At 65.7% G+C, this 13,542-nt stretch carries 11 protein-coding genes; 6 read left to right on the top strand and 5 right to left on the bottom strand.

Translation table 11 applies throughout. The annotated features are described in order from the left end of the window. Positions 1-57 precede the first annotated feature (57 nt). Together phoU and E2484_RS09730 are read right to left on the bottom strand one after the other, a co-directional pair. A complete protein-coding gene (gene phoU / locus E2484_RS09725) occupies positions 58-735 on the bottom strand; it encodes a phosphate signaling complex protein PhoU (protein WP_137284995.1) in 678 nt (225 codons plus the stop codon). Between the two features lie 353 nt (positions 736-1,088). Beyond that, a complete protein-coding gene (locus E2484_RS09730; protein WP_137284996.1) occupies positions 1,089-3,314 on the bottom strand; it encodes a CDC48 family AAA ATPase in 2,226 nt (741 codons plus the stop codon). 587 nt (positions 3,315-3,901) lie between these two features. Here E2484_RS09730 and larC point away from each other — a divergent pair. Next, positions 3,902-5,257 carry a nickel pincer cofactor biosynthesis protein LarC gene (gene larC / locus E2484_RS09735; RefSeq protein ID WP_137284997.1) on the top strand — a complete coding sequence of 452 codons (1,356 nt, stop codon included), beginning with the start codon at positions 3,902-3,904 and terminating at the stop codon, positions 5,255-5,257. A gap of 51 nt (positions 5,258-5,308) precedes the next feature. Here larC and E2484_RS09740 read toward each other — a convergent pair whose 3' ends face one another. Continuing rightward, on the bottom strand, positions 5,309-6,073 hold the full coding sequence (locus E2484_RS09740; protein ID WP_137284998.1) for a hypothetical protein: 765 nt from the start codon (positions 6,071-6,073) through the stop codon (positions 5,309-5,311). Between the two features lie 443 nt (positions 6,074-6,516). Here E2484_RS09740 and radB point away from each other — a divergent pair, with 443 nt between their 5' ends. Continuing rightward, positions 6,517-7,236, top strand: coding sequence for a DNA repair and recombination protein RadB (gene radB, locus E2484_RS09745; protein WP_137284999.1), 720 nt, complete (start codon positions 6,517-6,519; stop codon positions 7,234-7,236). A gap of 188 nt (positions 7,237-7,424) precedes the next feature. Continuing rightward, positions 7,425-8,033: a hypothetical protein gene (locus E2484_RS09750; protein ID WP_137285000.1), complete on the top strand. Its 609-nt coding sequence runs from the start codon at positions 7,425-7,427 to the stop codon at positions 8,031-8,033. 3 nt (positions 8,034-8,036) lie between these two features. Here E2484_RS09750 and E2484_RS09755 read toward each other — a convergent pair whose 3' ends face one another. Beyond that, complete coding sequence (locus E2484_RS09755; protein WP_137285001.1) at positions 8,037-8,411, bottom strand: 30S ribosomal protein S8e; 375 nt, start codon at positions 8,409-8,411, stop codon at positions 8,037-8,039. Between the two features lie 233 nt (positions 8,412-8,644). Here E2484_RS09755 and E2484_RS09760 point away from each other — a divergent pair, with 233 nt between their 5' ends. From E2484_RS09760 to E2484_RS09770, 3 genes are all read left to right on the top strand, one after another. Next, on the top strand, positions 8,645-10,078 hold the full coding sequence (locus tag E2484_RS09760; RefSeq protein ID WP_137285002.1) for an MFS transporter: 1,434 nt from the start codon (positions 8,645-8,647) through the stop codon (positions 10,076-10,078). Positions 10,079-10,133: 55 nt separating this feature from the next. Beyond that, positions 10,134-10,742, top strand: a complete 609-nt coding sequence (locus tag E2484_RS09765; RefSeq protein WP_137285003.1) for a hypothetical protein — start codon at positions 10,134-10,136, stop codon at positions 10,740-10,742. 83 nt (positions 10,743-10,825) lie between these two features. Then, the gene (locus E2484_RS09770; protein ID WP_137285004.1) at positions 10,826-12,067 is read left to right on the top strand and encodes an AI-2E family transporter; all 1,242 of its coding nucleotides are present in this window, start codon (positions 10,826-10,828) and stop codon (positions 12,065-12,067) included. Positions 12,068-12,088: 21 nt separating this feature from the next. Here the strand turns inward: E2484_RS09770 and E2484_RS09775 are convergent, their stop codons facing one another. Beyond that, positions 12,089-13,513, bottom strand: coding sequence for a glycosyltransferase family 1 protein (locus E2484_RS09775; protein ID WP_137285005.1), 1,425 nt, complete (start codon positions 13,511-13,513; stop codon positions 12,089-12,091). Positions 13,514-13,542: the final 29 nt, after the last annotated feature.

A 13,542-nucleotide genomic window follows, 5' to 3' on the forward strand; every position in this document is an offset into this window, starting at 1 on the left:
GCGAAGGAGCGAAGCGAGCGGACCGAGGAATCCCTCGAAAGAGCGTCGAAGGCCGTCTCAGTAGATGAGTTCGTCGTCGTTCTCGACCATGTAGAGGGTCCGAGCGGCGATGTTGACCGCGTGGTCGCCGACGCGTTCGAGGTCCCGAACCGTCAAGAGCAGGCGCGACACGTCCTGGAGGAGTTGCTCGACTTCCTCTTCGGTGTTGTTCTCCAGTTCGGTCTCGATGAGGTCCCGAACCACGATTTCGCTGGCGCGTTCGCAGAGTCGGTCGAGGTCGTCGTCGCGGTCGGCGATGCCGTAACAGCCGTCGGTGTCCTCGTCGGCGTAGGCCGTCATCGCGTCCTCTATCATGTCGAGAGTGAGCGTACCGAGTTCCTGGATGTCCACCTCCGGGAACACGTCGTGGTTGGCCTCGTGGGTGTACTCGCCGAGGTTGGTGGCGAGGTCGCCGATGCGTTCGAGGTCGGTGATGATCTTGAACGACGCCGCGATGAACCGCAGGTCGCCCGCGACGGGTTGCTGGAGCGCGAGCAGGTCGATGCACTCCTGTTCGAGGTCGAGGTAGAGTTGGTTGACCTCCTCGTCGCCCTCGATGACCTCCCACGCGAGGTCGTCGTCCTTCTGCTCGAGGGCGTCGAGTCCCATGCGGAGTCGTTCCATCACGACCTCGCTCATGTAGAGGACGTTCTCGCGGAGGTCGATGAGTTTCTGTTGGTAGTCCTCTCTGGGCATAGTTACGAATGCGCGTGTCCCCGTGTTGTACCTTTCGACCGGAGCGACGTGTTCCAGAGCCATCGTGACAGACTCTCGCCGCTTCTACGACAGTTCCGGTGGAGAACGGGGAGAAGTCCCGACCGGTCGCCACCGGAAGACGGTCCTGCTCGCTTCGCTCGGATAGTGGTCGCCGAGACGACCACGCGATGCGCGACAGGGCGGCCCTTCTGGTCACGCTTCGAAGATTACGTAACGAAGTGGCCGACCGCTCGGCAGACGCGAGTCGTCTTCTGGCGGTTTTCGTGAACGGCCTGCCAGCGGGGAAGTCCGCCGCAGGCGAAGTTCCGAGCGCAGTAAAAGGGTCTACGGTTTCACTGGAAGCCGATCCGGCCGCCGCGCCGACCCTCCGTGGGACTGGACGAACCGCCCTTGAACTCGTCTTTCATCTGCTCGTAGTAGTCGAGCAGGTCCTCGGTGATGGTCGGCCGGACGTTCTCCATGGCCTGCCGGAAGTGGCGCATCTCGACCTCGGTGGCGTCGTCGTCCTCGCGGAGCGCCTCGATGGCGGCCTCGCGGCCGATGGATTCGAGGTCGCTACCCACGTAGCCGTCGGTTATCTCGGCGAGTTCCCGGAGGCTCACGTCGGCCGACAGCGGCGTGTCGTCGGTGTGAATCTTCAGAATCTGCTCGCGGCCCTCCTCGTCGGGTTGGCCGATCATGACGAGGCGGTCGAACCGACCCGACCGGATGAGCGCGGGGTCTATCATGTCCGGGCGGTTGGTCGCGCCGATGACCATCACGTCGCCCTTCTCTTCGAGTCCGTCGAGTTCGGTCAGCAGTTGGTTGACCACGCGCTCGGAGACGTTACTGCCCATCTCCTGACTCCGCGAGGGCGCGAGGCTGTCCAACTCGTCGAAGAAGATGACGGTCGGGGAGACCTGCCGGGCCTTCCGGAACGTCTGGCGGATGGCCTTCTCGGACTCGCCGACCCACTTCGAGAGGAGTTGCGGTCCGCGAACCGAGATGAAGTTGGCGTTGGTCTCGTTGGCGACGGCCTTCGCCATCAGGGTCTTGCCCGTGCCGGGCGGGCCGTAGAGCAGGACGCCGCTCGGCGGGTTGATGCCCATCCGCTGGAACTTCTCGGGCGAGGAGAGCGGCCACTCGACGCTCTCTTTGACCTCCTGTTTGGCCTGTTCGAGACCGCCCACGTCGTCCCACGATATCTTGGGCAGTTCCACGAGGACTTCGCGCATCGCCGAGGGTTCGACCTCGTTGAGCGCGCCGTTGAAGTCCTGGCGCTTGACTATCATCCGGTCGATGAGGCTCGGCGGGATGTCCTCCTCATCGAGGTCGATTTCGGGGAGGTAGCGCCGCAGGGCCTTCATCGCGGCCTCTTTCGTCAGGCTCTCGATGTCCGCGCCGACGAAGCCGTGGGTGTCGTTGGCCAGCGAGTCGAGCGCCACGTCGTCGCTGAGGGGCATCCCGCGGGTGTGAATCTGCAGGATCTCCTCGCGGCCGGTCTCGTCTGGCACGCCGATTTCGATTTCGCGGTCGAACCGGCCGGGACGCCGGAGCGCGGGGTCCACCGAGTCCACGCGGTTCGTGGCGGCGATGACGATGACCTGCCCGCGGGATTCGAGGCCGTCCATCATGGTCAGTAACTGGGCGACGACCCGGCGTTCGACCTCGCCGGTCACGTCCTCGCGCTTGGGCGCGATGGAGTCGAGTTCGTCGATGAAGATGATGGAGGGCGACTCTTCGGTGGCGTCCTCGAAGATTTCCCTCAGTTGCTGCTCGGACTCGCCGTAGTACTTGGAGATGATTTCCGGCCCCGCGATGGAGAAGAAGCTCGCGGAGGTCTCGTTGGCGACCGCCTTGGCGAGCAGGGTCTTGCCCGTGCCGGGCGGGCCGTGAAGCAGGACGCCCTGTGGCGGCTCGATGCCCAGTTTCTTGAAGATCTGGGGATGCTTCATCGGGAGTTCGACCATCTCCCGGACGCGCTGGATCTCGTTCTCGAGGCCGCCGATGTCCTCGTAGGTGATGCCGCCGCCGGTCTTCTCGAAGCCCGAAATCGGTTCCTCGCGGAGTTCGACCTCGGTGTCTTCGGTGATGAGACAGACGCCGTCCGGTTCGGTCTCGACCGCGATGAGCGGAATCGCCTGTCCGGGCGACCGCATGAACGGGTGGTTGGTCGAGGACATCACCGGCACGATGTCGCGCTCGACCACCGGTCGCTTGAGAATCTGGCGCTTGACCATCCCGGCCGCGTCGGACCCGAACTGGACGCTGGCCTCTTCCGGGGGTGCCAGCACCAGTTTGTCGGCCTTCTCGGCCTCGGCTTTCCGGATTTCGACGCGCTCGCCGATACCGACGTCGGCGTTCTGTCGCGTGAAGCCGTCAATGCGAACCGTGTCGGTGTTCCAGTCCTGCCGGTCCGCGCGCCAGACCTTCGCAGCGGTCGTGTCGGCACCTTCGATTTCGATAATGTCGCCCGGACTCAGCTTCAAGTGGAGCAGCGTGTCCGGGTCGAGACGGGCGATACCGCGACCCGAATCGTTCGGGTACGCCTTTGCCACCTCTAGTTGAACTTCATTCATGATTCGATAATACGGGGATTGTTTGTCGGTCCGCGCCCGCGAAGGATAAGTCCTTTGCTACCGGGGGAAACTCGCTTGAACCGGCCGACGAGGTCGTCACGTCCGGGCGCATGCTATGAATTTGCATACGGGGTCTGGCTACAAAGCCGTTTGGCCTTTGGGTGTACTTTGTGGCTAGGCGCGGGATGCGCTCGGTGCGATAGACGACAGGGTACGCCCGGCGAAACAGAGACGATGTCGCCCGGGGAGTAAACCATAGGATGCGCCGGAGGACGAACCGCGTCCTCCGAGCCTGCACTCGACTTCGCTCGCGCAGACGACGCGCGCTCGGCCGCGTTGCGGTTCTGCGGCCGAGCGCGCACACCGGAAGACGACCCGCGTCTTCCGAGCCGTGCCTCACTCCGTTCGGCAAGACGCGGGGAGGTACGGGGCGCGGCGCTGTCGCGGTGCGGTGCTGTTGCGGTCCTCGTTGGCACGAGCAGTAGCTAGCTTCCTCGAAGTAGCCGCCTCGTCGCAGGACGTCACCGATTCCAACCGTCACGAGAACAATCATCGCCTTTTTCGCCGCGAACGACCCACAGTAGTCCATGAAAACGCTCGCATTCGATGGACGAATGGGCGCGAGTGGCGACATGATACTCGCGGCCCTGCTCGCGGCAGGCGCGGACCGCGACGCGCTCGCGCCCGTCGAGGACGCCCTGCCGGTGCGCTACGAGGTCGGCGAGACCGAGAAGAACGGGATTTCGGCGACGACGGTCTCGGTACTGCTCGAAGACGTGGACACCGAAGGAGCCGACGAAGGTCACACGCACGACCACGGAAATCACGAGGACCACGACCATTCGCATAGCCACGAGGCCGACGGTCACGACCACTCTCACGACCACGGCCACAGCGACCATTCGCACGACCACGACGATTACGACTACGACCACACCCACGCCGAAGGCTCGGGTCCCCTCAGAACCTACCCCGAGGTGGTCGAAATCGTGGAGTCGATGGACCTCCCCGAGAGCGTCGAGGACGACGCACTGACCGTCTTCGAGTTGCTCGGCGAGGCCGAGGCCAGCGTCCACGGCACCGACCTCGAATCGACCCACTTCCACGAGGTCGGCGCGGACGACGCCATCGCCGACGTAGTGGGCGCGGCGCTCCTCGTCGCCGACCTCGAACCGGAGCGCGTCGTGACCACGCCGCTGGCGACGGGCGGCGGCACGATGGAGATGAGCCACGGCGTCTACCCGGTGCCGACGCCCGCCGTGGTCGAAGTCGCCGGGCGCGCCGACTGGTCGCTCCGCGGCGGGCCGGTCGAGGCCGAACTGCTGACCCCGACCGGCGCGGCGATCCTCGCGCACTTCGCCGAGGGCGTCGAGACGCTCCCCTCGCTCCGAATCGACGCCTCGGGCTACGGCGCGGGCGGGTACGACTTCCCCGAGCATCCGAACGTCCTCCGGGCGATGGTCGGGGAGAGCGACGGTAGTCTGGTGTACGGCGACGTCGCGGTCCTCGAAACGAATCTGGACGACGCACCGCCCGAGATTCTGGGCGGCTTGCAGGAGTCGCTGGCGGAGGTCGGCGCGCGCGACGTGTCTATCGTCCCGCTGACGATGAAGAAGTCACGCCCGGGCCACCTCGTGAAGGTCATCTGCCAGCCAGAGGACGCCGAGGCCGTCGCGCGCCGACTCGCCGAGGAGACCGGGACGCTCGGCGTTCGCCAGACCGGCGCGACCCACCGCTGGATAGCGAATCGGGAGTTCGAGTCGGTCGTCGTGTCCATCGACGGCGAACGCTACGAGGTGGACGTGAAAGTCGCCAGCGACGACGCGGGCGAAACCTACGACGTGAGCGCCGAGTACGACGACTGCGCCGCGGTGGCGCGAGAGGCGGGCGTACCCGTGCGCGAGGTCCTTCGGCGGGCCGAGAACGCAGTTCGACAGTCGTAGCGCGTTGCTGTGGAATCATTTTCATTTCTAAGGGAAACGTGTACGTTTCTTTCAGCTATCGCCGCCGTTCCGATGCTCGTCCATCGCCTCCTCCAGCGTCAGGTCCCCCGACGCCACGCGCCGGGCCAACTCCTCGTCGATTTCCCGGTTGTCGTCGGCCTGCTCTCGCGACCTGTTCTTGATGACCTGTAGCTCTCCGGCGGTCGGTTCGATCTCCCGTCCCTCGACGCGCTCGCCCTCCAGTCGGGCGATGTTCACCGCGGCCAGCACGTCGCCCATCCCGCGCGCACCGGTTCCGAGGTAGGGCGTCGTCCCGGTCTCGTCCACGAGTTCGACCGGCGCGTCCTCCAACTCGCGGACGAGTTGCGCGCCCTGCAAGCGCGCGCCGTCGCCGATGCGGACCACGGGGTCCACCGCGTCTTCGACCTCTCGGCGGACCGTCTCGGCCACGTCGGCCAGCGGGACGTGGAACGCCGCGACCACCATCTCGCCCGACAGCACCGCGATTCCGGGTCGCGTGCCGGGGTCGATACCGACAACGGTTCGACCCTCGCCCCCGCGCAGGCGAGCGAGGGCTTCGTCCACTGCTCGTCGGGGGTTCTCGGGGTCGGCGACGACGGTCGCTACGTCGTCTTCGATTTCGTCGGCGTTCGGCGTCTCGGCGTCCTCGTCGTCCTCGGCCCGAATCAGCACCGTCGCTCTGTCCGGAAGCGACTCGCCGGGTTCGACCGTGGTGAAGGTCACGCCTCTGTCGCGTAGCTCGTTCACCACGCCGTGATACACCTCGAAGTCTTCGGTGGCGACGACGACTGTCACTACTCGGGGTTGGTCGTCGGGGGTGAAAAGTTCAACTGCCTCGGCTAGGTGTTCGGTCGGAATTGGTAAAGCCAGAGGGGCGGAGAGTCGGGGTGAGTCGAATTAGTATCAGCAGAATCGACGTTAGTCGAAGCAGTATCCGCATAGAAGACTTTCAGAAAGCCCTCGCCCGGTCGCCGCCGGAAGACGGTCCTGCTCGCTTCGCTGTCTCCGGAAATCTTCGATTTTCGAACCACGCGTGTTGCGACTTCCGAGCCTGCGGTCACGTCCGTTCCCGCCGACCCCGCGCCAGAACGCGCCGGAGACCGGTGTATCATCGAGTGCGTCCTCCAGTGGATCGCACCACCGAGTGCGTCTTCCGGTGGCGGGTGAGACCGAGCGCCGAACCGGCGTGACAGCGACGAATCCTGAACCTTTTGACCGGGTAGACCCAAGCCAGCGACGTGAACGAAGAGGCCATCCCGACCGGGTGCGGACCGCTCGACGACCTGCTGGGCGGCGGATTCGAGGCCGGAACCGTGACGCAGGTGTACGGCCCGCCCGCCGCAGGCAAGACCAACGTCGCGTTGGGCGCGGCGGTCGAGGTCGCCGCCGGCGGCGGAACCGCGGTCTACATCGACACCGAGGGACTCTCGCTGGCGCGGTTCCAGCAGGTCGCCGAAGCCCGCGTGGACGCCGCGAGCGGCGCGGACGACGTGGAGGAGTTGACCTCCCGCATCATCGTCAAGGAGGCCTACGACTTCGACGAGCAGGAGGAGGCGGTCCGGGACACCGCCGAACTCGCCGAGCGCGCCGACCTCGTGGTCCTCGACAGCGCGACCGGGTTCTACCGACTCGAACGCGCCGAGGACGAGGAGGGCGGCGAGGCCCTCCGCGAAGTCGCCAGTCAGGTCACGCACCTGCTGTCGCTGGCGCGCAAGCACGACCTGGCGGTCGTCCTGACGAATCAGGTGTACACCGACCCCGACACCGACCGCGCCCGACCGCTGGGCGGCCACACACTCGAACACTGGACCGGCACGGTGGTCCGCATCGAGCGATTCCGCGGGGGCAACCGCCGAGCGACCCTCGAAAAGCACCGCGCCAAACCCGCGGGCGAGAAGGCCCAGTTCCGGATTACGGACTCGGGCATCGAAGGCGTCGACGACACGCCCGGCGTCTGAGTTGGTCGACCGTAAAGTTACTACCTCCTAACACTTAACGCTCCGGTCCGATTCTCGCGTCGATAAAACGGACGCGCCTAACAGGTGTGGCGGAGTCGAACGTTCGGCGAGGTTTCAGCGATGAACTGCCCTGACTCCGTTCGACCGCATCGACTCGCCGAACCCCCGCCGCTCCTGGAGGGACGACGATGAACCGCCGTCTCGTCGTCGCCGCGCTAGCGTGTTCGCTCGTCCTCGCTGGCTGTCTCGGCGGGTCGGCGGGCACACCCGACTCCACGACGACTTTCGAGACGACCGCGACGACCACGGACGCGACCGAACCGGGCGAAACTGCGACGACTGAGGTCGCGGCGACTGAAGCGACTCCCAACGAGACGACCGCGACCGATTCCCCGCCGCGCCAGCGCACCTACGACACGTACGACGCACTCGCTGACGACGCCTCGTTCTCGGTGCCCGACCCGGACGTGCCCGAACCCTTCGCCTTCGAGAGCGGTATCACGGTGCAACTCCCTGACAGCGAGTACGTCGCTATGGCCTACAACGACGTCGAAAACGGGAATCTCGAAAACGTCCTCTCGATTCGGAAGGCCGAGAACGAGTCGGCCTACGACTTCACCGCCGGAAACGCGACGACCGTCGACGACTCCGACGCGCGCTACGTCGAATCCGACGGCGGTGGGAAATTCCTCTGGGAGTGCGACGGCTACGCATATCGAGTGAGCGTCCAGCAGTTCACCGACGAGTTCGGCAAAGCGCAACTGCGCGCGGTCGCCGAATCGGTCGGTTGCGAGTGAGAATTACTCGTCGACGAGGACCGCGTTCACGTTGCCGGTCTGGCCCGGACGGGAGGTGACGCGGGCCGTTCCCTCGCTGGTCTCGATGACTGCGCCCTTGGTGACGATGTTCCGCCGGACGTAGTTGGGGTTGGCGGCGTTCTCCACGACGTCCTCGATGGTGGCCTCGATGGTCTCGCCGTCGATGGCGACGTTGGCTACGTCGGTCGAGAGCGCGCGGACTTTCTGGGTGTTGCCCCGGGCGTCGGTGGTCCGGAGTCGGGTCTCGCCGACGGTGGTCTCGGTGGGTTCACGGCCCAGTTCGTACTTTTTCTTCTTTCGGGACGGTCGGAGTCGGCCGCCGGTACGCTTGCGCGTGGAGCGTCCTTGGTCTTTCATACCCGGGAAATCGGCTACGGGCGTACTTATATCCAACGTATCGCGGGGGACTCGGGTGTCGCGGCGACCCGAGATCTCGCGGAAGTCCCACCTCCGGCCGGCAAGATAGAACTCGAAACCGTTCCAGTTTGCCGAATAGAAGAGAAAATTCCTTCAAAACCCCCGACTGTTGCTCTATTTCCTTACTCTTAAGTGCGTCCGATACCGAGCCTCTATCGAGGGAGTGGCAATCAATGGCAGACGGAGTTACGACAGAAGAGCGCGTGACCGTCTCGCAGGTGATGGACCGAATCCCCGTCGGCCGATTCCACCGTCGCCTGCTGGCGATCTGCGGGAGCGCGTGGGCGTTCGACGGCATGGAAGTCATCATCATCAGCTTCACGCTCCCGGTCCTCATCTCCGCGTGGGGTCTCTCGGGGCTGAGCGCCGGACTGCTGGGGAGCGCGAGTCTGATGGGCATGATAGCTGGCAACTGGGCGTGGGGCTGGTACGCCGACGAACACGGCCGGAAGGACGCCTTCCAGTGGACTGTCCTCACCTACTCGCTGTTCGCCGGCCTGACCGCGTTCGCCACCGGATTCTACTCCGGGTTCGCGCTCCGGTTCCTGACGGGCGTCGGACTCGGCGGTGCGCTCGCGGTTGACACCTCTTACCTTTCGGAACATCTCCCGACCGACCGACGGGGGCGCTACCTCGTCTATCTGGACGCGTTCTGGCCCCTCGGCAACGTCCTCGCCGTGGTGCTGGCGTGGTTGTTCCTCTCGGCGCTCTCCACCGGCGGTACCGTCGCGGTGCCGGTCCTCGGTGCGGTCGCGGGGTGGCGACTCCTGTTCGCCAGCGCGGCGTTCCCGGCCCTGCTCGTGTTCGTCATCCGAAGTCAGCTACGGGAGACGCCCTACTACCTCGCCCGCCGAGGCGACATCGAAGGGGCCAACGACCGCATCCGTGCCATCGCCGACGAGAACGACGAGGAGTTCACTCCCATCACCGCCGAGTCGGTCGAGACCCGCGAGTCGGCGAGTTACTCGCGGCTGTTCGAGTCGGACCTCCGCAACTCCACCGCGATGATAGCGACCGCGTGGTTCGCCATCAACTTCGGCTACTACGGCGTGTTCATCTGGCTCCCGCAGACGGTCGGTGCGGCGGGCGTCGTCGAGAGCGTCACGTTCGCCGGAGCGACGGTAGAGGGTATCTATCTCTACTTCCTGCTCATCGCGCTGGTCCAGTTCCCCGGCTACTTCAGCGCGGCCTACCTCGTGGAGAAGATCGGCCGGAAGCCGACTCTGGGGAGCTATCTTGCCCTCTCGGGCGTGTTCACCTTCGTCTTCGCGGCCTCGATGCCGAACGTCTCACTGTTCGGTGCGGGACTGTCGGGCTTCTGGCCGTTCTTCGGCGGCCTGCTCGCGGCGAGTTTCTTCACGCTCGGCGCGTGGGGTGCCATCTACGCCTACACTCCGGAACTGTTCCCGACCGAAGTCCGGGGCACGGGCAACGGGTTCGCGGGCGGCGTCGGGAAAATCGGTGCGGTCGTCGGCCCGATTCTGGCCGGTGCACTCGTGGAAATCGGGTATCTGACCGCGCTCGCGCCACTCGCGGTCGCCTTCGTCCTCGGCGGACTCGTCGTCTTCGCCTTCGGCCGCGAGACGATGGGCGAACCGCTTTTCTGAGGCCGACCGAATGTCACCCAGAAAGGATTTGTCGAGCGTGGCCCTACCGAGGGTCGTGACGAACTCCCCTTCCCGACGGTCGGTCCTCGAGACCGCGGCTACCTGCTCTCTCGTCGCCCTCGCGGGATGCGTCTCCTCGGAGGGCGACGGCGAGCAGTCGTCCCGGCCCGACTCGGCGACGGCCGACGCGACCGACTCCTCGACCCCCGAATGGGTGGACTGCGACGAGGTGGAGTCCCCACCGAACCCCGCGGACACCGACGAAGTCGCTCCGAAGACGTACCCAGATTTCCCGGCGCGACTCGCACGCTCGAGTGTGACCGAGTTCGTGACGGCCTACGAGCGAGTCTACAAGCACAACGAAATCCTCGCCCGCGAACGAAATCTGACCTACGTCGACGTCGGCCGCGTCGAGGTGTCGGACGCGGAGCGTACGGACGAGGGGTTCGTCGTCTACGTCACCGTCGAGTTCGGCTGGGGCGAAGGTGGCGGTAGCGACGACGAAACCGCGACTTCGCTCCACGCGGACGGCGGGAGTAAGGTGAGCTACTTCGTCGGGGAACGAGCCCTGAAGCGCGTCGAACCCGACGAGTGGAAGTTCGCGGACCCGCGGACGACGGCCGGAGCAGTGCTTCGGTGCAGGTCGGCGACGACCACCGAGTAGCCTGCTCGAAACCGAACCGTTCCCCGGAGAGACAACCGAGTAACTCCCCGGGGGACTTACGTCTGGGCGTCCTACGTCCGGGCATGGGTTGGGTACGAGAGTTCTCGTTCGACCGGGAGCGAATCGCGTGGTGGCTGGTCGCAGTTGTGCTCGTCCTCGCTGTCGGCTACGTCGTCACGTCGTTCCTGGGAACGTTTCTGCTCGGCCTGTTCGTCTACTACGCGACCCGGCCGATGTACCGGCGACTCCTCGGACAAATGCGCCAACCGACGCTGACCGCCGTCACGGCACTCGTCGGACTGGCGCTTCCGGGCCTCGTTCTACTTGGTTACACCGTCGTCGTCAGCGTCCAAGAACTGAGTTCGCTGGCGGGAATCGGTCTCTCGGAGTTCGAGGGGATGCTCGGGCCTTACATGGACACCTCGCTCCTGCTCGACCCGCAACGACTGTTCGACGTCGTTCAGGCGAACCCTCAGCAGTTCGTCTCCGACCGCGGGGCCGAGGCCGTGAGCGACGTTCTCGGGTCCATCGTCGCGGTGGTCGGCGTCCTCGCCAGCACTGTGCTGGGTATCGTCATCGTGCTGGTGGTCGCCTTCTACCTGCTCCGGGACGACCACCGACTCGCGTCGTGGTTCCGGACGGAGATCGCGGGCGAGGACAGTCCGACGGTCGCGTTCGCACGCGCGGTGGACGACGACCTCGAAACCGTCTACTTCGGCAACATCCTGACCGCGTTCGTCATCGCCATCATATCCGCCATCATCTACAATCTCCTCGATATGATAGCTCCGGCCGCCGTCTCGCTCCCGTCGCCGACCTTGCTGGGGTTGCTCACTGGACTCGCCAGCCTCGTCCCGGTCGTCGGGATGAAACTGGTGTACGTCCCGCTCGGCATCGTGCTGGCGGTGGTGGCCGGACTCGGCGACCCCGCTCTGCTGTGGTTCCCGGTGCTCTTCCTGCTCGTGGCCTTCGTCGTCGTGGACACGATTCCCGAACTCGTCCTGCGGCCGTACGTCTCCGGGCGGGACCTCCACACCGGCCTCGTCCTGCTCGCGTACGTCCTCGGTCCCGTCCTGTTCGGCTGGTACGGCCTGTTCCTCGGCCCGCTCCTCCTCGTGCTGGTCGTCCACTTCGTGCGCGTCATCGTACCGGAGTTGGTCGAACGCGACGAGTTCGACGTCGACCAGGCCACCACCGAGTCCGACGTGCTCGGCGAGTCGTCGGTGCGTCGCCGCGCCGGGAATCTCCGCGCCGTCCGTGCCCCCGTTCCGGCGCTCGCACGCCGCGAGCGCACTCCCGACGGTGGGCCGGAGGAGACGGAGTAGGCGACCGACGGCACGCCCCGCCTACTCGCGCTTCTCGAAGATGGGCGTCCCCGGACCGCCGGTGTCCTCGTACCCCCGACGCCGGAGCGCGAACACCACCTCGCTCAGGGCGCACTCGCCCGATAGAATCGGCTCGCCGTCGTCGGTGAACTCGGCGGTCGCCCGGTTCAGGTCGTCCAGCGCGAACGAATCGTCGACCTCTCGGAGCGTCTCACCGACCGTCTCGTCGTTCCCGTCGGGGTCGTAGGCTTCGACCTTCGCCGCCGCGCGCTCGGCCATGTCGTCGTACGTGCGCTGGCCCGACCGCTCGGGGTCCCGAATCTCCTTGGCGTACTCCAGCATTCGCTTGCTCTCGGCGACCGCGTCGTCCCAGTGTTCGACCGCCCAGACCGCGAGGTCCGGCAGTTCCTCGATGGTTCCGGCCAACTCGTAGTCTCGCGGGATGGCGTCGTAAATCCAGGGCTGATTCCTGGCGATTAACACCTGTCCGCTCCCGGCCTGCTCGAACCACGTCCGGGCCAGCGTCTCGTACTCGGTCGCGGAGATACAGAGGTCGCCCATTCGGAGGGCGGCCTCGAACTCCTCGCGGGAGGCCTGCGGGTAGGTCTCGACCCACGGCAGGTCGGCGTACTCGGTCGGAATCCGACTCATGCTCGTCATCACGGTTCGGACGCCGAACCTGTCGTGGAGCATCTCGGCGATGCCCATGACGGTGCCGACCTGCTTCTTGTCCCAGATAGACCCCGCGATGTGGAGATACTGGGGTTCGTCGGCGTACTCGGCGTCGAACCGCGAGAAGTCGATTGGACTGCCGGTCTGGACAGCGTCGTCTAACGCCCGGTCGATCACCGACCCCTGCATGAACTCGTGGCCGTACTCGCGCATCCCCTCGACGTCGATGGCGGCCTTGAACCACATCCCGTCGGAGAGGACCGACTCGCTGATTTCGGTCTCGCGCTGGAACTCGTTGCGCCAACCGGTGTTCGCGTACTTGAAGGGGAGTTGCAGGTCGTGGACGTTGGCGACGATGTCGACGGGCCACGGCTGGCCGACCCGGTGGCCGTCGAGCGCGAGGAGCCACTTGTAGAGGTCCGCGCGCCCGCGCCGGAGTTGGTCGATGACCACGTCGACGTAGCCCAACCGGTCGTAGGTCACTTCCGCGAGCGCCTCCAGTTGGGCCTCGCTGTACCCCGACTCGGTGAACGCGTCCTGATGTCGGTGGCCGTGCATGAACGGTTCGGCCTCGACGAGGGTCACCCGGTCGCGGTCGGCGAGGACGTACTCGGGGTCGTAGTCGGCCACCTCCGGCGGCGCGAGCAACCAGTAGACGTGGAGGTCCGGGTCGATGTCGAGCCACTCTTCGACCCACACTACTGCGTCGTTGAGGGTGCCGTTGGCGGTGGCGTCGTCGGGCCGATAGAGTTCGGGTACGATGAGTATGCGCATCTAAAATCCTCCGAATAATTCCGAAAACG

Origin of the sequence: Halorussus salinisoli (assembly GCA_005239435.1) — an archaeon.
Classification (GTDB): Archaea; Halobacteriota; Halobacteria; order Halobacteriales; family Haladaptataceae; genus Halorussus; species Halorussus salinisoli.

Excerpts from the sequence above, each read along its gene's own strand:
- phoU (WP_137284995.1), bottom strand. The coding sequence starts at position 735 with ATGCCCAGAGAGGACTACCAACAGAAACTCATCGACCTCCGCGAGAAC.
- E2484_RS09730 (WP_137284996.1), bottom strand. The coding sequence starts at position 3,314 with ATGAATGAAGTTCAACTAGAGGTGGCAAAGGCGTACCCGAACGATTCG.
- larC (WP_137284997.1), top strand. The coding sequence starts at position 3,902 with ATGAAAACGCTCGCATTCGATGGACGAATGGGCGCGAGTGGCGACATG.
- E2484_RS09750 (WP_137285000.1), top strand. The coding sequence starts at position 7,425 with ATGAACCGCCGTCTCGTCGTCGCCGCGCTAGCGTGTTCGCTCGTCCTC.
- E2484_RS09755 (WP_137285001.1), bottom strand. The coding sequence starts at position 8,411 with ATGAAAGACCAAGGACGCTCCACGCGCAAGCGTACCGGCGGCCGACTC.
- E2484_RS09760 (WP_137285002.1), top strand. The coding sequence starts at position 8,645 with ATGGCAGACGGAGTTACGACAGAAGAGCGCGTGACCGTCTCGCAGGTG.
- E2484_RS09770 (WP_137285004.1), top strand. The coding sequence starts at position 10,826 with ATGGGTTGGGTACGAGAGTTCTCGTTCGACCGGGAGCGAATCGCGTGG.
- E2484_RS09775 (WP_137285005.1), bottom strand. The coding sequence starts at position 13,513 with ATGCGCATACTCATCGTACCCGAACTCTATCGGCCCGACGACGCCACC.